Consider the following 18,210-nt stretch of genomic DNA (forward strand, 5'->3'; position numbering starts at 1 on the left):
CCAGTTCCGTCGCGCCCTCAGGGCCTACTGGCCGCGCCAGCGCCCGTCGACGATGTCCCTGATCTCGCTGATCCGTCCTCGATAGGCGTCGGCGACGCAGCTGTTGCTGCGGCAGCGGTCGCGATAGGTGAGGAAGCGGTCGCGGGTGCGCTGGAGTAAGGCGCGCTCGCTGCTGTCCGCGCCGCGCAGGGCCTCGACGTAGAAGCCAGCCATCTGCCGGTCGAGCGCAGCAAGGTCGGAACTGCCGCAGACCGCAATCTCGCCGCGGGTGCGGGCATTGGCGCAGTTGAAGCTCGGTCGCGTGCTGACCTGCGGGTCGGCCCTCGGCGGGGCAGGCGGCGCAGGAGCCGGCGATGGTGGCGGCGGCGGGGTGACCGGCGCGGGCCGGGAGGGCAGCTGGTTCGGGTTGGTGATCGGCTCGGTCGGCGGGGGCGCGGTCGTGCTGCTGGAAGGCGCGGCCGGGCTGGTCGCGACGCGACCAAGGGTGGCGAGCGGCGCGGTGATCGGCTCGGCTCCGGTCAGGGTGACGACGTCGCCATTGCCATCGGCCGCCGGCTGGAGGCTGTACTGAACGGCCGCAGAGAGGCTTCGGCGATTGCCGACCACCTGCACGCCCGGCGGCAGGTCGATGGCGACATTGCCCGAGCAGCTCACCCGCTGAAGGCCTTCGTCCTCTTCGCGGAGCACCGGGGAGGTGACGCGGATCGAGGCATAGCTCGACAGGCGATCGAAGACCGACTGATCGGTGCCACGCTGCGCCGCCGCCTGGCGGAACAGCTCGCGCTTGATCTTCTCGTAGGTCGCCGGGGCGGCGCAGCGGTCTTCAGGCTCAGTCGCCGCCGTGCCGTTGTCGGAAGCATTGTCGAGCGCGTCGGAACCCGCGCCCGAACGTCCGAGCGTCAGTGCGAAGAGTGCGACGATGAGCAGGAGCAGCCCGCCAAGCGCGAGGAGGATCTCGGTCGAACGCGCCATGGCCGGTCGCGAGGCAGGCGGCACGGGTCCGCGCCGGTCGAACGGATCGGGCTCGCCAGCATAAGGGTCGCGGGGATCGCGGGGGTCGCGATTGTAACGGCGTTCCTCTTCGCCATAGCGCCGCTCGTCGGCAAAGCGCGGATCGGGGCCGCCGCGGGGGTCGGGGGCGCGATCCTCGCGACCATAGCGAGGGTCGAAGCCACCCGGGGCGGGCGGGCGATCATTATCGAAGGGAGGACGCTGGACCATGCGCCCCCGAACGCATCACTCGGACTTTGGTCCCAACTGCTCGAGCCGTCCTTCGTGCAATCGCACCACCCGGTCCATCTTGCGCGCCAGCCGCTCGTTGTGGGTCGCAACCAGCGCCGCGCTCCCCTCCCCGCGCACCAGGCTCAGGAACTCGGCCAGCACCACGTCGGCGGTATGCTCGTCGAGGTTGCCGGTCGGCTCGTCGGCGAGCACCAGCGGAGGCCGGTTGGCAAGAGCGCGTGCCACCGCGACCCGCTGCTGCTCGCCGCCCGACAGCTTGGCCGGGCGATGGTCGAGCCGATGCCCGAGGCCGAGCGCGGTCAGCAGCGACACGGCCCGCTCTCGCGCCGCCTCCGGCTCTTCGCCCTTGATCATCTGCGGTAGAACGACGTTCTCGATGGCGGTGAAATCGGGCAGCAGGTGGTGGAACTGGTAGACGAAGCCGAGCGCCTCGCGGCGAAGCTCGGTCCGCTCGTCGGTGTCCATCTTCTCGGCCTGTCGCCCGGCGATGCGGATCGATCCCTCAAACCCGCCCTCGAGCAGCCCGACCGCCTGAAGCAGGGTCGACTTGCCCGAGCCCGAAGGTCCGAGAAGGGCAACGATTTCGCCCGGCTGGACCGCGAGGTCGACCCCGCGAAGCACCTCGATCGTGACGTCACCCTGGGTGAAGGACCGGGCAAGGTTGCCCGTCGCGAGGACCGGCTCACTCATAGCGAAGCACCTGCACCGGGTCCGTGCTAGCCGCCTTCCACGCCGGGTAGAGCGTCGAAAGGAAGCTCAGCACGAAGGCAATGATGACGATCACCGCCACTTCGACCGGATCGGTCTTGCTCGGCAGTTCGGAGAGGAAGCGGACCGACGGATCCCACAGGTTCTGGCCGGTCAGCCACTGGATCGCATCGACGATCGGCTGGCGGAAGAAGAGGAAGATCGCGCCGAGCGCCAAGCCGAGCAGCAGCCCGAGCGTGCCGATGGTCGTGCCCACCGTCACGAACACCTTCATCATCCCCTTGCGGCTTGCGCCCATGGTCCGGAGGATGGCGATGTCGCGGGTCTTGGCGCGGACCAGCATGATCAGGCTCGACAGGATGTTGAACACCGCGACGAGGATGATCAGCGAGAGGACGACGAACATCGCCACCCGCTCGACCTCGAGCGCCTCGAAGATGGCGGAATTCATCTTGCGCCAGTCGGTTGCCTGCCCGCGGGCGGCGGCGATCCGCTCGAGCGCCGGCATCTGCTCGTCGATCTTGTCGGGCTCCTGCACCTTGACCTCGACCATGCCGACCGCGTCGCCGAGCATGAGGAAGTTCTGCGCTTCGCCCATCGGCGCCAGAACATAGGCGTTATCGAGGTCGTAGACCCCGATCTCGAACGTCGCGGCGACGGTGTAGCTGACGATCCTCGGCACCGTCCCGATTGCGGTCGAGCGGCCTTCCGGGCTGATCAGGCTGATCTCGCCACCCGGATAGGTACCGAGCGCGCGGGCGAGCCCGGTCCCGATGGCGACGCAATTGCAGCCCTCGGTGAGGTTGGCCATGCTGCCGCTCTTGACCCCGCCGGTCAGGACCGCGTTGGAGCGGATGTCCTCGACCCGCGTGCCGCGGAAGTAGACGCCTTCGACCCGCCCGTTCGAACTGGCCATCAGCGGCTGCTCGACCAGCGGCAGCGCCGAGGTCACGCCCGGCACCTTGCGCGCCTGGTCGGCGATCTCGCGCCAATTCTCCAGCCGTCCGTCGTAGCCGACGATGATCGCATGCCCGTTGAGGCCCGCGGTCTTCTCGAAGAGCTCGGCGCGGAAGCCGTTCATGACGCTCATCACGATGATCAGCGCGGCAACTCCGAGCGCGACCGCACCAAGGCTGATCGTCGAGACGAGGAAGATGAACTTCTCGCCCTCGCCCTTGCCCGGAAGCAGGTAGCGCTTGGCGATCATCCGTTCGTAGCGATTGAGGATCATGCAGTCAGTCTCGCGACCACGCTATCGAGCGCGATCTCCTGCTTCTCGCCGGTGCGGCGGTCCTTGAGCTCGACGGTTCCTGCGGCAAGCCCGCGCGGACCGATGATGACCTGCCTGGGCAAGCCCATCAGGTCCATGCCGGCGAGCTTTGCGCCGCCACGCTCGTCGCGGTCATCGTAGAGCACCTCGACCCCGGCCGCGGTGAGCTCGTCGTAGAGCTTGCCCGCAGCCTCCTTCGAGGCCGCATCGTCGCCGCGCATCGTCACCAGCCCGACCGCGAACGGAGCAACCGCCTCGGGCCAGACGATGCCATTATCGTCGTGGCTCGCCTCGATGATCGCGCCGACAAGCCGGCTCACGCCGACGCCGTAGCTGCCCATGTGCGGGCTGACGGTGGAACCGTCCGGGCCTGAAACCTTGAGGCCCATCTTCTCGCTGTACATGGTTCCGAAGTTGAAGATGTGACCAACCTCGATCCCGCGACCGGTGCGGCGCGTGCCCTCGGGAAGCTCGGCCCATCTGGCTTCGTCGTGGGTCTCGTCAGTCGCCGCGTAGGTCGTGTTGACGCGGTCAAACAGCCCCTTCAACCCAGCCTCGTCGGCATAGTTGAGATCCGCCTGGCTCCAGTCGAAACTGTCGTAGGCAGCATCGTAGAAGACCTCGCTCTCGCCGGTCGGAGCAAGCACGATGAACTCGTGAGACAGGTCGCCGCCGATCGGCCCATTGGCCGCCCGCATCGGGACCGCCTGGATCCCCATTCGCTGGAAGGTCCGGAGGTAGGCCAGCATCTGCTTGTAGTAGCTGAGCCGCGCGCCGGCCTCGTCGAGATCGAAGCTGTAGGCGTCCTTCATCAGGAATTCGCGGCCGCGCATCACGCCGAAGCGCGGGCGGACCTCGTCGCGGAACTTCCACTGGATGTGGTAGAGCGTCCGCGGAAGCTCGCGGTAGCTCTTGGTCTCGGCCGCGAACAATGCGGTGATCATCTCCTCATTAGTCGGACCGTAGAGGATCTCGCGATCATGGCGGTCGCGGATGCGGAGCATCTCGGGACCATAGGCATCGTAGCGCCCGCTCTGCCGCCACAGGTCGGCCGACTGAAGAGTCGGCATCAGCAGCTCGATCGCCCCCGCCCGGTCTTGCTCCTCGCGGACGATCTGCTCGATCTTGCGCAAGACGCGCAGGCCGAGAGGAAGCCAGGCGTAGATACCGGCGGCGGTCTGGCGGACAAGGCCCGCGCGCAACATCAGCTTGTGGCTGACGATCTGGGCGTCGGACGGGCTCTCCTTGAGCACGGGCAGAAAGGCTTGGGACAGGCGCATGGGCCCGCTCCTAGAAGGCGCCGCCTGAACAGGCAATGCAGGGGCCATTGTGGCGATCCCGCCACAGACCCTGTGGAAAAGTCGCACCTGTTCCCAGTCTTTGATGACAAGCTTCCGAAAAGGCGGCAGCAAAGCCACTCCAAGCCGCGGTGCGACAAGCGCCGCGAAAGGTCCAAGGGGGCTGACGAGCAATCGTCACGCAGGACGCCCGGGTCGCGAAAGTGGCCCGGGCGTTTGCCTGTCCAGGGCCGCTCGACAGCCAGGCGCCGCTTTGCTCTCATGGCGGCCATGTCCACGCGTCCTCCGACCGATCCGCGCTCTCCCATCCAGCAGGGTGGCGGCAATGGCCTCGTCCCTGCCCTGGTCATCACCGCTGTCGGCGGACTGATCTTCTGGGGAAGCCAGCAGCTCGGCCCGCCCGAGCCGGAGACCGACTCTTCTTCTCCGGTCGCGTCGCCCCCGGTGACGGGACGTCCCGAGCCCGCTCGCGCCACCGCCAACCTCGCCGCCTACTTCGCCGACAACGACTATCCGGACTCAGCGATCCGCAACGACGAGCAGGGCACCACAACCTTCGAGCTAACGGTCTCGCCTAAGGGTCGGGTCGAGGACTGCCGGATCGCGTCAAGCAGCGGTTCCGCCACGCTCGACAGCACGACCTGCCGGATCCTGCAAGAACGTGCGCGCTTCCGGCCCGCCACCGATCCAGCCGGAAATCCCGTTCCGGATACAGTCCGCGGACGCATTCGCTGGGCTCTTCCGGACGGTTGACAGTCGCGGTCCCGGACCCTAGCTGCCGTTCCAGCGTATTAGCACGATGGAACAAGTGACCAACTCTCCCACCCCAACCAGCGACGGCAAGGCGCTTGCCGAGGATCTCGCCGAGGCACTCCTCACTCCTGGCTCCGCCGCCGAGATGCTGCGGCTGCTGAACGACCTGTGCACCCCCGCCGAGGTGCGCACCCTCGCCGAGCGCTGGCACGTCGCCCGGCTGCTCGACGGCACCGACCTCTCCTACCGCGACATCCACGATGCGACCGGCGTCTCGACCACCACCATCGTCCGCGTCGCGCGCTTCCTCCGTCAGGAACCGCACCAGGGCTATCGCGCCGCCATCGATCAGCTTTCCAAGGACAAGACAAATGCTGGTTGACGCCGACCGCCTCCACATCGCCATCCAGAAGAGCGGGCGCCTGTCCGATGTCAGCCGACAGCTTCTGAAGGACGCCGGCCTGCGCCTGCAGAACGGCCGCAACGCGCTGACCGCAAGGGTCGAAAACTTCCCCGCCGACATCATGTTCGTCCGCGACGACGACATTCCGACCTTCGTCGCCGACGGTGTCTGCGAGTTCGGGATCGTCGGCGGCAATGTGCTGGAAGAATTCCGCCTTTCGTCCTCCGAGCCGGCGATCGAGGTTGTCGCACCGCTGGGACAAGCCCGCTGCTCGCTCAAGCTCGCCGCGCCCGAGGCCACCGTTTGGGAGGGTTCCTCGACTCTCGAAGGGCAGCGGATCGCGACATCCTACCCTGCGATCGTCACCCGTTGGCTGGCCGAGCAGGGCGTCCGCGCCAGCGTGGTGAAGATGAACGGCGCGGTCGAGCTCGCCCCGCGCCTCCGCATCGCGCCCTTCATCTGCGACCTCGTGTCGACCGGTGCGACGCTTGAAGCCAACGGCCTGCGCCCGGTCGCCGACGTGTTCGACAGCGAGGCGGTGCTGGTCCGCACCACCCGCGACCTCAGTGAGCCGAAGCGCGTCCAGGGCGAGGCATTGCTCAGCCGGGTCGAGGGCGTCCTCCAGACCAAGGACGCCAAATACATCCTCCTCAACGCGCCGTCCGAGGCACTTCCGGCCATCACCCGCATCCTTCCCGGCGCCGAGGCCCCGACCATCATCCCGCTTCACGGACGTCCCGGCCATTTCGCGGTCCACGCCGTCTGCCAGGAGTCGGTCTTCTGGGAGACGCTGGAGCAACTGAAGGGCGCCGGCGCCTCGGCCGTGCTGGTCCTTCCGATCGAGAAGATGATGCTGTGAAGACGCTGACCTGGTCCACCCTTTCCGCGACAGAGCGCTCCGCTGCCCTCGCGAGGCCTGCCGCCCGCCGCGCGCCCGAGCTGGTGGAGGGCGTCGCCGCCATCCTTGCGGACGTCCGCGACGGCGGCTGGGACGCACTCTGTGCCATTGCCGCGCGCATCGATGGCGCCGTCCCTGCGAAGGTCGCGATCGCGCCGCTCGCCGCCGAGGCCCGCCGCTCGCTTCCCGCCGACACTGTCGCTGCGATGGAACTTGCCGCGCGCAACATCCGCGCCTTTCACGAAGCCAGCCGTCCCGCCGACGTTCGCCTTGAAACAATGCCCGGCCTCCTCGTCGAGAAGGCGTGGCGCCCGCTCGACCGGGTCGGCCTCTATGTCCCGGGCGGCGCCACACCGCTTTTCTCGACGCTCCTGATGCTGGCACTGCCAGCCCGCGCCGCCGGGGTCGAGGAGATCATCGTCGTCACCCCGCCAGCCGCGAACGGCCTCAATCCCGCCATCGCGCTTGCCGCCGAATTGTGCGGGATCGACTCCATCTGGACTGTCGGCGGCGCGCAGGGAATCGCGGCGCTGGCCTTCGGCGCCGGCGACATTCCCGCCTGTCCCAAGATCTGCGGACCGGGCAACGCCTGGGTCGCGGAGGCCAAGGGCCAGGCGAGCGCCCTCCCCGGCGGTCCTGCGATCGACATGCCCGCCGGGCCGTCGGAGCTGATGGTCATCGCCGATTCAAGCGCGTCGCCCGCGCGGGTCGCCGCCGACCTCCTCAGCCAGGCCGAGCATGACGTCAGCGCGCAGGTCCTGCTGGTGACTACCGACGATGCACTGGCCGCCGCCGTGGCCATCGAAGTCGACCGGCAACTCGCCACGCTCCCTCGCCGCGCGCAGGCCGAGCAGGCGCTCGCCTCGGGGCACAGCCTGGTCGCCGTCGACCTCGCCGAGGCCGCCGCGATCGCCAACGCCTATGCCCCCGAGCATCTCTGCCTCGCGCTCGCCGACCCCGAGCCGCTGATCGGCCAGATCCGCAATGCCGGTGCGATCTTCGCCGGCCATGCCGCAGCCGAGACCTTCGGCGACTATCTCGCAGGGTCGAGCCACGTCCTGCCGACCGACGGCGCGGCCCGCGCCTGGAGCGGCATCACCACCCAGAGCTTCATGAAGGCAATCGGAATCCAGCGTGTCTCGGCAGAGGCGGCCCGTACCCTCGCAGCCCCGGCTGCCGCGCTTGCGCGTCTTGAATCGCTCGAAGCCCATGCCCGCGCGGCGGATGCGAGGGCCGCGGCATGACCAGCCTAGCCCAGCGCCTCGCCCGGCCAGAGATCCTCGCCCTCGCCCCGTTCGATCTCGGCGACCGAGCAGTCGACCCCGACGCGATCCGCCTCGATGCCAACGAGAGCCCCTTCGGGCCCCTCTCGGGCGGCAGCGTCGCTGTCGGCGTGAACCGTTATCCCGAGCCCCAGCCGGCTCGCCTGCGTGCCGCCATGGCGGCGCTCTACGGCGTGGAAGCGGGCCAGTTCCTCGTCACCCGCGGCGGCGACGATGCGATCGACCTCCTCTGCCGCACCTTCCTGCGCGGCGGCGAGGACAAGGTCGCGGTGACCAGCCCGAGCTTCTCCGCCTATGCGCACTTCGCGGCGCTGCAGGGCGCTGGCGTCCTCGACATTCCGCTCAGACAGGACTTCGACCTCGAAGAGGCCCGCGTGATCGAGGCGGTGGGCGGCGATCCTTCGGTCCGCCTGCTGTTCCTGTGCACGCCCAACAATCCGACCGGCACTCCGGTCGACCCGCAGGCGATCCTGCGAATCGCCGATGCCCTTCCTCATGTCATGATCCTCGCCGACGAGGCCTATCTCGAGTTCAGCAAGACGCCGAGCCTCGCCGCCGAAGCCGTCGCCCGCGACAATCTCCTGGTGCTCAAGACGTTGTCCAAGGCCTTCGCGCTGGCGGGCGCCCGGGTCGGCGGGCTGGTTGGACCGGCCGAGACCCTCGAAGTGATCGCCCGCGCCATGCCGCCCTATCCGCTTCCGACGCTGTCGATCGCGGCGGCGCTCGAGGCGCTGCAGCCGGCCCGCCGCGCCATTCACCGGCGGCGGATCGACGAACTCCTCGCCGAGCGCGAACGGATTGCCCCGCTCATCGCCCGCTCGCCCTTCGTCGCCCGCGTCTATCCGAGCGCGGGCAACTTCCTCTTCCTCGAGACCGCGGACACGGCCGCGCTTGCCGCAAGGCTTGCGGCCGCCGGAGTCCGTGTCCGTTACCGCCCGCAGGCGGCACCGGGCGGAATTCGGCTGACCATCGGCACCGCCGCGGAGAATGACTCTGCGCTCGCCGCCTTTGGAGTGCCGGTCGAGCGAGCCAAGCCGCGCCGAGCCGAGATTGCCCGCGACACCAAGGAGACACGGATCGCCCTGGCGCTCGACCTCGACCGGGCCGAGCCGCGGCAGATCGACACCGGCATTCCCTATTACGATCACATGCTCGACCAGGTCGCGGCGCATGGCGGGTTCAGCCTGATCCTCAGTTGCGAAGGTGACCTCGAGATCGATCCGCACCACAGCATCGAGGATGTCGCCATCGCGCTCGGCCAGGGTTTGCGCCAGGCGCTCGGCGACAAGCGGGGCATCGGCCGCTTCGGCTTCGCCTTGCCGATGGACGAGACTCAGGCACAGGTGCTGATCGACCTCTCGGGCCGGCCCTATGCCAGGTTCGACGGGCAGTTCGAGGCGAGCCACATCGGCGACTATCCGACCGAGATGACGCCGCATGTCTTCCGCAGCCTCGCCGACAGCCTCGGCGCCGCGATCCACGTCACCGTCGACGGCGACAATGACCATCACAAGGTCGAGGCCTGCTTCAAATGCTTTGGCAGGGCCTTGCGCCAAGCCCTTGCGATCGAAGGGAAAGGCGACGTGCTTCCAAGCACCAAGGGAATGCTGTGAGCCGCGTCACCATCGTCGATCTCGGCTACGGCAACATCGGCTCGATCGAGACCGCACTTCGCCGCGCCGGCGCCGAGCCGTCGCGCAGCCATGACCCTGCCCGGCTCGCCGACGCCGAGCGTCTGCTGCTCCCGGGGGTCGGGGCCGCAGGCTTCGCGATGCAGCGGATCGAAGCACTCGGCCTCGTCGGCACGCTGCGCGCCTTCCCCCGCCCGGCACTTGGTATCTGCCTTGGCATGCACCTGCTGTTCGAGCGCAGCGAAGAGGGCGACGTTCCGATGCTCGGCCTCGTCCCCGGCGAGGTTCGCAAGCTCTTGCCCGGTCCCGGCATTACCGTCCCGCACATGGGCTGGAGTTCGCTTGCGCTCGAGACTGAAGATGCCGGGCTAAACAACGGCGATTATGTCTATTTTGCGCACAGCTATGCCGCCGAGGACGGGAGCGCGACCATCGCGCGTGCCTTCCATGGCCGCGCGATTCCCGCGCTCGTTCGCGCCGGCAACTGGACCGGCGCGCAATTCCATCCCGAGCGCTCGGGCCCAGCAGGGCGGCGCTTCCTCAAGGCTTGGCTCGACTCATGATCCTCTATCCCGCCATGGACCTCATCGGAGGCCGCATCGTCCGCCTCCGCCAGGGCCGCTTCGACGATGTCACTTATTATGACGCCACGCCCGCCACTGCGCTTCGGGATTTCGCCGCGGACGGTGCCGAGTGGGCGCATGTGGTCGATCTCGATGGCGCCAAGGCCGGCGCCCCGGCCCAGCACAGGCTCCTCGCCGAACTGGCGGCGTCCTCCCCGCTCAAGCTGCAGGTCGCGGGCGGAGTCCGCACCGCCGACCATGTCGCGACCCTGCTCGAAGCAGGCGCGGCGCGGGTCGTGGTGGGAAGCCTCGCGGTCCGCGACCCCGCCGCGACCCTCGGGTTATTCGATCGCTTCGGCCCCGAACGCATAACCCTCAGCCTCGACGTCCGAATGGCGGGCGATACGCCGATGGTCGCGACACACGGCTGGCAGGAAGACAGCGGCCTATCGCTGTGGGACGTGGCGAGCCGCTACCCTGAGGCGCGTCACCTGCTGCTGACCGACATCGGCCGCGACGGCATGCTCGAGGGGCCCAACCAGGCGCTGCTCGCCGAGGCGGTCACCCGCCTCCCGCACCTCGCCATCCAGGCGAGTGGCGGAGTGACGTCGCTCGGTGATCTCGCGCAATTGACCACCGCCGGCGCCATCCTCGGCCGGGCGATGTGGGAAGGCCGGCTGCTGCTTGCGGAGGCGATCCGTGCCTGCCGCTAGGATCATCCCCTGCCTCGACGTCGCCAATGGCCGGGTGGTCAAGGGTGTCCGCTTCCGCGACCATCGCGACATCGGCGACATCGTCGAGCACGCCCTCCGCTACGCCGAGGAAGGCGCCGACGAACTCGTCTTCTACGAAATCAAGGCGAGTGCCGAACAGCGCAGCCTCGAACTTTCCTGGGTGCGGCGGGTCGCCGATGTCATCGACATTCCCTTCTGCGTCGCCGGTGGGATCCGCGATCAGGCGACCGCCGCCGCCGTGCTCGAGGCGGGCGCCGACAAGGTCTCGGTCAACTCCCCGGCACTGGAGCGGCCGGAGCTCATCACCGAGCTCGCTCGGGACTTCGGCAGCCAGTGCGTGGTGGTCGGGATCGACAGCTTCGCCGCGCCGGACGGCCGCTACCTCGTCAAGCAATATACCGGCTCACCCGACGCGACCCGCGACAGCGGGCGCGAGGCGAAGGACTGGGCGCGTGAGGCGACCGATCGCGGCGCTGGCGAGATCGTCTTGAACGCGATGGCGCAGGACGGCGTCCGGCAAGGCTACGACCTCGCGCACGCCCGTGACGTCATGACGGCGGTCGACGTTCCACTCATTGTCAGCGGCGGCGCCGGCGCTCCCGAGCATTTTCGCGACGCCTTCGTGGCCGGTGCAAGCGGCGCACTGGCCGCCTCCGTCTTCCACGACCGGCTGATCGCCATTCCGGAACTTAAGGCATGGCTCGCAGGACAAGGCGTGGAGGTAAGGCGATGATCGACGTGGACAGTCTCGCCTGGGACAAGATGGAGGGGCTCCTCCCCGCCGTCGTCCAGGATGCCGCGACCGGGGTCGTGCTGATGCTCGGCTACATGGACCGGGCCGCGCTCGCTGAAACGCTGGACAGCGGACAGGTGACCTTCTTCAGCCGTTCGAAGCAGCGACTGTGGCGGAAAGGCGAGACCAGCGGCAATGTGCTGCGCCTGGTTGACCTCCGGACCGACTGCGACAGCGACGCATTGCTGGTGCGAGCCGATCCCGCCGGACCGACCTGTCATCTTGGCACCGCCAGCTGCTTTGCCGTCGCCGAGGAAGGAGCCTCCTGGCTTGGCACACTTGAGCGGATCGTGGCCGACCGCGCTGCTGCGCCTGCCACGGAGAGCTACACCGCGCGCCTGCTCGCCGATCCCGGCAAGGCCGCCCAGAAGGTAGGCGAGGAAGGGGTCGAGGTCGCTCTCGCGGCCGTCAGTCGGGATACCGATGGCGTCGCCGAGGAAGCCGCCGACCTGCTGTTCCACCTTCTTGTCGTCCTGCGAAGCCGCGAAATTCCGCTGTCGTCGGTGATCGACCGTTTACGCGAGCGCCACGAGCAAATGAGAACGGGATAAGAACAAGACGCTTGACAGCGGCGGAACGGAAGTAGAACATCGGCGAATAAGCACGGTTTTCCGATCCGTTCCGGAACGAAATGAATCGGGTGCCGTTGCGGACCTTAAGAACAAGGGAAGAACGCGCAATGACGCTCCTCGCCGCCCTCGCATTCACTGCTGTCCTGGCTGTCGCCATGTCTGTCCTCGCCGAGACGATCGGCCTCAACTGGCGCAAGATCGCCGCGGCCCTCGAGGGTCAGAGCTTCCTTGCCGAACCGGTGATGGTCACCCGCCCGGTCCGGGTCCGGATGGTGTCGCGCCCGGTCAGCCGGCCGCTGACGGCACGCCCTCAGCTGCGCGCCGCCGCCTGACCCGTCCATAGCTCGCCAGCCCGAACGGGATGGTGGCGAGATAGACGAGGCTGATCGCGGCCAGCGTGATCCATGGCTCGATCACCAGTGCCGCCACGAGCAGCGCCATCAGCACCAGTGCGAACAGCCGGGTCGAGCGGCGGATGCGAATGCTGACCCAGCTGTAAGTCGGCAGCGCCGAGATCATCAGCAGCGCGATGAACAGGGTCCAGGGCAGCACCACCAGCCAGCTGCGGAACCAGTCGTTCTCGGCTACCAGCCATAGGTAGATCGGAAGGAAGGCGAGCCCTGCCCCGGCGGGCGCGGGAACGCCGGTGTTGAACCCCGCCGACTTGTGCGGCTGCCAGACGGTATCGATCCGGCTATTGAAGCGGGCAAGGCGAAGCGCGCAACAGGCGGCAAGCGCCAGCGCCGCCATCCAGGTCGCATTGTTGATCGACTTCGACAGACCCTGCCCCTCGGTCACCCAGGCGAACAGGATGAGCGCCGGAACGGTGCCGAAGCTGATGTTGTCGGCCAGGCTGTCGAGCTCCGCTCCGAACTTGCTCTGCGCCTTGAGTAATCGGGCAATCCGCCCGTCGAACCCGTCGAGCACGCCCGCGATCACCACCATCGCGATCGCGCTCGCCCACTGATCGGCGAAAGCGAAACGAACGGCGGTGAGGCCGAGGCAAAGGGCGGCCATGGTGATGGCATTGGGCAGCACTGCGCGAAGCGGCAGTCCCGACCTTGTCGGCGGTGCCGTCCCGCTCACTGGCTCGAACCCCGCAGCAGCGGATCGTTGCCGAGCTCGGCTAGGATCGTCTCGCCCGCGATCGCCCGCTGGCCGAGAAGCAGCCGCGAGCCGGTGCCGGCGGGAAGAAATACGTCGACCCGGCTGCCGAAGCGGATGAGCCCGACCCGCTCGCCAGTGCCGACCCGGTCGCCCTCCTTGACGAAGCTGAGGATCCGCCGTGCCACGAGACCGGCGATCTGGGTGAAGCCGATCTTCACCCCGGCGTCATTCTCAACCACGAAATGCTGCCGCTCATTGTCCTCGCTCGCCTTGTCGAGGTCCGCATTGAGGAACTTGCCCGGAATATAGGCGATGCGGCGGACGGTCCCGGCAATCGGAGTGCGATTGATGTGGACATCGAACACGCTCATGAAGATCGAGACGCGGGTGAACTCGCCCTCGCCCAGCTCGGCGCGAAGCTCGGGCGGCGCGGGCACCCGGGCGATCATCGTCACCAGCCCGTCGGCGGGCGAGACTACCAGCTTGGGATCGGTCGGCGTGGTCCGCACCGGATCGCGGAAGAAGGCCGCGACCCAGATGCTCGCGCCGACCATCAGCCAGCCGAGCAGATCCCATACCCAGAACAGCAGAAGCGTGAGGAACGCCGCGATCACGACATATTTGCGACCCTCGGGGTGCACCGAGGGAAAGCGCCACTTGACCGCGGTAAGTTGGCTGTCGGGATTGTCGATATGCGCCATGCCCGACCCCTAGCGGGCCCAGCGCGCCGTTGCCAGAGCCCGCCCCCGCCGCTAACCGCCACCCGGACTTTCCAAAGACACAGGCAGGACCATGGCGAAGATCAAGGTGAAGAACCCGGTCGTCGAACTCGACGGCGACGAGATGACCCGCATCATCTGGCAGTGGATCCGCGAGCGGCTGATCCTGCCCTACCTCGATGTCGACCTCAAATATTACGACCTGTCGATCGAGAACCGCGATGCGACCGACGACAAGGTCACCGTCGAGAGCGCCAATGCGATCAAGCAATATGGCGTCGGCGTGAAGTGCGCGACCATCACCCCCGACGAGCAGCGCGTCGAGGAGTTCGGCCTCAAGAAGATGTGGAAAAGCCCCAACGGCACCATCCGCAACATTCTCGGAGGCGTCGTCTTCCGCGAGCCGATCGTCATCGCCAACGTCCCCCGGCTCATCCCGGGTTGGACCGACCCGATCGTCGTCGGCCGTCATGCCTTCGGCGACCAGTATAAGGCGACCGACTTCCGCGTTCCCGGCCCGGGCAAGCTCAAGATGACCTTCACCGGCGAGGACGGCCAGGTCATCGAGCATGAGGTGTTCGAGTTCGAAAGCTCGGGCGTCGCCATGGGCATGTACAATGTCGACGAGAGCATCCGCGACTTCGCCCGTGCCTGTCTGAACTACGGCCTGCAGCGCAAGTGGCCGGTCTATCTCAGCACCAAGAACACCATCCTCAAGGCCTATGACGGTCGCTTCAAGGACATCTTCCAGGAGATCTACGAGGCCGACTTCAAGGACAAGTTCGCCGAGGCCGGGATCGAATATCAGCACCGGCTCATCGACGACATGGTCGCCTCGGCCCTGAAGTGGAGCGGCAAGTTCGTCTGGGCCTGCAAGAATTACGACGGCGACGTCCAGTCGGACCAGGTCGCGCAGGGCTTCGGCAGCCTTGGCCTCATGACCAGCGTCCTCATGACCCCCGACGGCCAGACCGTCGAGGCCGAGGCGGCGCACGGCACCGTCACGCGCCACTATCGCATGCACCAGGCGGGCAAGGCGACCTCGACCAACCCGATCGCCTCGATCTTCGCCTGGACCGGCGGCCTCAAGTTCCGCGGCCGGATCGACGAGACCCCCGAGGTCGTCCAGTTCGCCGAGACCCTCGAGCGGATCTGCGTCGAGACGGTGGAATCGGGCAAGATGACCAAGGATCTCGCGATCCTCGTCGGCCCGGATCAGCCGTGGATGACCACCGAGCAGTTCTTCGAGGCAGTCGTCCAGAACCTCGACAAGGCTATGGGCGGCACTCAGGCCGCGTAAGCGTCCGGGCTTTCCACCCGCTCCCGCCGCACTCCGAGGCCGATCAGTCGGCCCGGGATGCGGCGGAGCAGCGGCGCGCGGTTGAGCAGCTTGATCAGCCACGGCGCGTCGCTGAGCGGTGGTCCGGGCTGAAGCAGGCGCCCGATCACCTCGTCCTGCACCCTCTTCTGACCCGCCTGCACCAGCCGCGTCGGCAGCATCCGGCGACGCTGAACCTCACCGAGCAAGCCGTCGACGTCGCGGTGCTCCGCAAGGGACCTAGCCAGCAGGTTGGCGGCGGCGACGGCATCCTGGATCGCAAGGTTGATCCCGATGCCGCCGATCGGGCTCATCGCATGTGCCGCATCACCGATCGCAAGCAGACCGGGGCGATGCCAGCAGGTCAGCCGGTCGAGCTCGACGCTGAGCAGCTTGAGATCGTCGGTGCTGGTCAGCTCGCCAAGGTCGAGTTCGGGCGCGGCTTGCGCGATGGCACGGCGAAGCGCCTCGATCCCATCGGCCTTCAACACCTCGGCGCGTCCCTTGGGAATGATGAAGGCGCACTGCCAATAGTCCCCGCGGTCGATCATCGCGAGCAGCCGTCCCTGTTCGATGCGCCCCCGCAGCGCGTTCCCGCCGCCCGTCTTGGCGACCCGGAACCACAGCACGTCCATCGGCGCCCCCAGCACCTCGACCGGAAGCATCCGCTGCTTGCGCACCAGCGACGAGCGTCCGTCGGCAGCGATCGTCAGCCTCGCCCTGATCTCGCTTCCATCCTCGAGCCTGACCCCGCCGATCCGCTCACCATCGTCGAGGAAGGCTGCCACCGGTGCCGCCATGCACAGGGAAAATCCCGGAAAGGTTTCCGCCTTGTCGCGAAGGAAGTCGAGGAACTCCCATTGCGGCATCATCGCGATGAACGGCGCGGGGGTGTGCAGCTTCGAGAGGTCTCCCACCAGCCATTCGCGGCCCGCAATGGTCAGTTCGGCGCGGACAAGACGATGATGCGGGCGCTCGAGAAAGTCTTCGAGCCAGCCAAGCTGGTCGACGATCTCCATCGTCGAGGGGTGAACCGTGTCGCCGCGGAAGTCGCGGAAGAAGTCGGCGTGCTTCTCGAGGACCGTTACCCGGCATCCGGCCCGCGCGAACAGCAGGCCCGCCATCACTCCTGCCGGCCCCCCGCCGACCACGATCAGATCGCGTTGGTCCATCGACCTACCCCCTTCCCAGCACCCCCCGCGCCAGCACCTGCTGGATCATGGTGAGATTGCTTCCCCTGCCGATCTTGATCTCGAGCGGCGTGGCGCCTCCCGACAGCCAGAAGACCATGTCGGCCTCAAGGTCGAAGGTCCCTGCGGTCTCGAGGCTGAAACGGACGATGCTTCGATAGGGGATCGACTGGATCGCGATCTTCTTGCCGGTCCAGCCCTGGATGTTGACCAGGCACAGGCGCCGGTCGGTGAGGAAGGCGATATCGCGCAGCGTCTTGAAGGCGATCAGCACCTCCTCGCCGTCGAGGAGCAGCGCCCGGTAGCGCCGCGCAACCTCGTCGGTGTCGATCTCGGTCGCCGCGAACAGGCCCATCAGGCCAGCCGCTCGCTCACCACCTGACCACCGCGCGTCAGGCGCACCGCCTTCACGATCTCGTCCTCGTCGGCGAGGACCGGGCGGCCCTGCTCCTTGTTCCAGAAGGCCGAGAGGAAGTTGAACAGGTTGCGGGAGTAGAGCGCGCTCGCATCGGCCGCCAGGCTTCGGGCGAGATTGGTCGCGCCGACGATCTTGACGCCGTGCCGCTCGACCGTCTCCCCGGCGACGCAGCCTTCGACATTGCCGCCCGCGTCGGCAGCGAGATCGACGACCACGCTGCCTGGGCGCATCGAGCTGAGCTGGGCGTCGCTGATCAATCGCGGCGCGGGCTTGCCCGGAATTAGCGCGGTGGTGATGACGATGTCCTGCTTGGCGAGATGGCTCGAGACCAGTTCGGCCTGCGCCTTCTTATACTCGTCCGAAGTCTCGCCGGCGTAGCCGCCCTGCCCCTCGCCCTCGATCCCGGCCACGCCTTCGACGAACACCGCCTTGGCGCCGAGGCTCTGGATCTGCTCGCGGGTGGCCGAGCGGACGTCGGTCGCGCTGACCTGAGCGCCCAGCCGCCGAGCGGTGGCGATCGCCTGCAGGCCGGCCACCCCGACGCCCATGACGAACACCCGCGCCGGGCTGACCGTGCCGGCCGCGGTCATCATCATCGGGAACGCCCGGCCGTAAGCCGCGGCACCGTCGATTACCGCCTTGTAGCCGGCGAGGTTCGACTGGCTCGACAGCACGTCCATCGACTGCGCGCGGGTGATGCGCGGCATCCACTCCATCGCCAGCGCCTCGATGCCCGCGGCTCCATAGGCGTTGATCGCCTCGCGGCGGCGGAAGGGATCGAGGATCCCGACCAGAAGCGCGCCCGGTGCCACCGCGCCGAGTTCGCCCGGCTCCATTCCGCTGACGGTCAGGACCAACTCGGCACCGGCCAGCACCGCGGCCCGCTCGCCGACGCTTGCGCCGGCCGCGGCATAGTCCTCGTCGCTCACCCCTGCGGAAAGACCGGCTCCCCGCTCCACCGCCACCTCGCCGCCAAGAGCGGTGAACTTCTTCACCGTTTCCGGAATGGCTGCGACCCGGCTCTCGCCCGGCGCGGTCTCGGCGGGGATGGCGATCTTCAAGGCGATCAGTCGGCGATGATGATCATGACGAGGAAGCCGAGGATCAGCGCGGTCACCGCGCCCCACTTCAGCATCATGATCAGCAGGCTGTAGTCCTTGGCGTGCTTGTTGAAGTCGACCGGGGACTCCCCGTTGGAGGTCGGTTCGGCGGCCATGTGTGCTCCCTCGTTCTGGTCTCTTTGGCCGCGTCATAGCGGCTCCCTCGCCAAGCCCCAAGCCCCGCCTTCAACAGCGACACCGGGCCACTCA

General features: G+C 67.8%; 21 protein-coding genes. 11 read left to right on the plus strand and 10 right to left on the minus strand.

The window, feature by feature from the left end; translation table 11 throughout:
- Window positions 1-24 precede the first annotated feature (24 nt).
- From ABD727_RS07360 to proS, 4 genes are read right to left on the minus strand one after another with little or no spacing between them, the layout of a single operon-like run.
- The gene (locus ABD727_RS07360; protein WP_344706735.1) at window positions 25-1,221 is read right to left on the minus strand and encodes a lysozyme inhibitor LprI family protein; all 1,197 of its coding nucleotides are present in this window, start codon (window positions 1,219-1,221) and stop codon (window positions 25-27) included.
- A gap of 15 nt (window positions 1,222-1,236) precedes the next feature.
- Window positions 1,237-1,932, minus strand: a complete 696-nt coding sequence (locus ABD727_RS07365; protein WP_344706736.1) for an ABC transporter ATP-binding protein — start codon at window positions 1,930-1,932, stop codon at window positions 1,237-1,239.
- Window positions 1,925-3,181, minus strand: coding sequence for a lipoprotein-releasing ABC transporter permease subunit (locus tag ABD727_RS07370; protein ID WP_344706737.1), 1,257 nt, complete (start codon window positions 3,179-3,181; stop codon window positions 1,925-1,927). The genes ABD727_RS07365 and ABD727_RS07370 overlap by 8 nt, the downstream gene beginning before the upstream one ends.
- On the minus strand, window positions 3,178-4,500 hold the full coding sequence (proS, locus tag ABD727_RS07375; protein ID WP_344706738.1) for a proline--tRNA ligase: 1,323 nt from the start codon (window positions 4,498-4,500) through the stop codon (window positions 3,178-3,180). Before proS ends, ABD727_RS07370 begins: the two co-directional genes overlap by 4 nt.
- A 288-nt stretch (window positions 4,501-4,788) precedes the next feature.
- Between proS and ABD727_RS07380 the strand changes: the two genes are divergently transcribed.
- The 10 genes from ABD727_RS07380 (at window position 4,789) to ABD727_RS07425 (ending at window position 12,480) form a co-directional block, all read left to right on the plus strand.
- Complete coding sequence (locus tag ABD727_RS07380; RefSeq protein ID WP_344706739.1) at window positions 4,789-5,271, plus strand: energy transducer TonB; 483 nt, start codon at window positions 4,789-4,791, stop codon at window positions 5,269-5,271.
- Between the two features lie 55 nt (window positions 5,272-5,326).
- Window positions 5,327-5,653 carry a YerC/YecD family TrpR-related protein gene (locus ABD727_RS07385; protein WP_344706740.1) on the plus strand — a complete coding sequence of 109 codons (327 nt, stop codon included), beginning with the start codon at window positions 5,327-5,329 and terminating at the stop codon, window positions 5,651-5,653.
- Window positions 5,643-6,533: an ATP phosphoribosyltransferase gene (gene hisG / locus ABD727_RS07390; protein WP_344706741.1), complete on the plus strand. Its 891-nt coding sequence runs from the start codon at window positions 5,643-5,645 to the stop codon at window positions 6,531-6,533. The genes ABD727_RS07385 and hisG overlap by 11 nt, the downstream gene beginning before the upstream one ends.
- Complete coding sequence (hisD, locus tag ABD727_RS07395) at window positions 6,530-7,816, plus strand: histidinol dehydrogenase (RefSeq protein WP_344706742.1); 1,287 nt, start codon at window positions 6,530-6,532, stop codon at window positions 7,814-7,816. Before hisG ends, hisD begins: the two co-directional genes overlap by 4 nt.
- The gene (gene hisB / locus ABD727_RS07400; RefSeq protein ID WP_344706743.1) at window positions 7,813-9,468 is read left to right on the plus strand and encodes an imidazoleglycerol-phosphate dehydratase HisB; all 1,656 of its coding nucleotides are present in this window, start codon (window positions 7,813-7,815) and stop codon (window positions 9,466-9,468) included. Before hisD ends, hisB begins: the two co-directional genes overlap by 4 nt.
- On the plus strand, window positions 9,465-10,049 hold the full coding sequence (hisH, locus tag ABD727_RS07405; RefSeq protein ID WP_344706745.1) for an imidazole glycerol phosphate synthase subunit HisH: 585 nt from the start codon (window positions 9,465-9,467) through the stop codon (window positions 10,047-10,049). Before hisB ends, hisH begins: the two co-directional genes overlap by 4 nt.
- On the plus strand, window positions 10,046-10,762 hold the full coding sequence (locus tag ABD727_RS07410) for a 1-(5-phosphoribosyl)-5-[(5-phosphoribosylamino)methylideneamino]imidazole-4-carboxamide isomerase (protein WP_344706746.1): 717 nt from the start codon (window positions 10,046-10,048) through the stop codon (window positions 10,760-10,762). Before hisH ends, ABD727_RS07410 begins: the two co-directional genes overlap by 4 nt.
- Window positions 10,749-11,516, plus strand: a complete 768-nt coding sequence (gene hisF / locus ABD727_RS07415) for an imidazole glycerol phosphate synthase subunit HisF (RefSeq protein ID WP_344706747.1) — start codon at window positions 10,749-10,751, stop codon at window positions 11,514-11,516. Before ABD727_RS07410 ends, hisF begins: the two co-directional genes overlap by 14 nt.
- The gene (hisIE, locus tag ABD727_RS07420; protein WP_344706748.1) at window positions 11,513-12,127 is read left to right on the plus strand and encodes a bifunctional phosphoribosyl-AMP cyclohydrolase/phosphoribosyl-ATP diphosphatase HisIE; all 615 of its coding nucleotides are present in this window, start codon (window positions 11,513-11,515) and stop codon (window positions 12,125-12,127) included. The genes hisF and hisIE overlap by 4 nt, the downstream gene beginning before the upstream one ends.
- A gap of 128 nt (window positions 12,128-12,255) precedes the next feature.
- On the plus strand, window positions 12,256-12,480 hold the full coding sequence (locus tag ABD727_RS07425; RefSeq protein WP_344706749.1) for a hypothetical protein: 225 nt from the start codon (window positions 12,256-12,258) through the stop codon (window positions 12,478-12,480).
- Here ABD727_RS07425 and ABD727_RS07430 read toward each other — a convergent pair.
- On the minus strand, window positions 12,434-13,234 hold the full coding sequence (locus ABD727_RS07430) for a CDP-alcohol phosphatidyltransferase family protein (protein WP_344706750.1): 801 nt from the start codon (window positions 13,232-13,234) through the stop codon (window positions 12,434-12,436). The genes ABD727_RS07425 and ABD727_RS07430 overlap by 47 nt on opposite strands.
- Window positions 13,231-13,956 (minus strand): phosphatidylserine decarboxylase, encoded by a 726-nt coding sequence (locus tag ABD727_RS07435; RefSeq protein WP_344706751.1) that lies wholly within the window; start codon window positions 13,954-13,956, stop codon window positions 13,231-13,233. The genes ABD727_RS07430 and ABD727_RS07435 overlap by 4 nt, the downstream gene beginning before the upstream one ends.
- 91 nt (window positions 13,957-14,047) lie before the next feature.
- Here ABD727_RS07435 and ABD727_RS07440 point away from each other — a divergent pair, with 91 nt between their 5' ends.
- On the plus strand, window positions 14,048-15,274 hold the full coding sequence (locus ABD727_RS07440; protein WP_344706752.1) for an NADP-dependent isocitrate dehydrogenase: 1,227 nt from the start codon (window positions 14,048-14,050) through the stop codon (window positions 15,272-15,274).
- Here ABD727_RS07440 and ABD727_RS07445 read toward each other — a convergent pair.
- The 4 genes from ABD727_RS07445 to ABD727_RS07460 are packed head-to-tail and all read right to left on the minus strand — an operon-like array spanning window position 15,262 to window position 18,116.
- Window positions 15,262-16,464 carry an FAD-dependent oxidoreductase gene (locus tag ABD727_RS07445; protein ID WP_344706753.1) on the minus strand — a complete coding sequence of 401 codons (1,203 nt, stop codon included), beginning with the start codon at window positions 16,462-16,464 and terminating at the stop codon, window positions 15,262-15,264. The genes ABD727_RS07440 and ABD727_RS07445 overlap by 13 nt on opposite strands.
- Before the next feature lie 4 nt (window positions 16,465-16,468).
- Window positions 16,469-16,837, minus strand: a complete 369-nt coding sequence (locus tag ABD727_RS07450) for a PH domain-containing protein (protein WP_344706754.1) — start codon at window positions 16,835-16,837, stop codon at window positions 16,469-16,471.
- Window positions 16,837-17,961: a Re/Si-specific NAD(P)(+) transhydrogenase subunit alpha gene (locus ABD727_RS07455; protein ID WP_344706755.1), complete on the minus strand. Its 1,125-nt coding sequence runs from the start codon at window positions 17,959-17,961 to the stop codon at window positions 16,837-16,839. Before ABD727_RS07455 ends, ABD727_RS07450 begins: the two co-directional genes overlap by 1 nt.
- Before the next feature lie 5 nt (window positions 17,962-17,966).
- On the minus strand, window positions 17,967-18,116 hold the full coding sequence (locus ABD727_RS07460; protein WP_344706756.1) for a hypothetical protein: 150 nt from the start codon (window positions 18,114-18,116) through the stop codon (window positions 17,967-17,969).
- Between the last annotated feature and the right edge of the window lie 94 nt (window positions 18,117-18,210).

This window comes from Sphingomonas swuensis (assembly GCF_039538045.1).
Taxonomy (GTDB): domain Bacteria; phylum Pseudomonadota; class Alphaproteobacteria; order Sphingomonadales; family Sphingomonadaceae; genus Sphingomicrobium; species Sphingomicrobium swuense.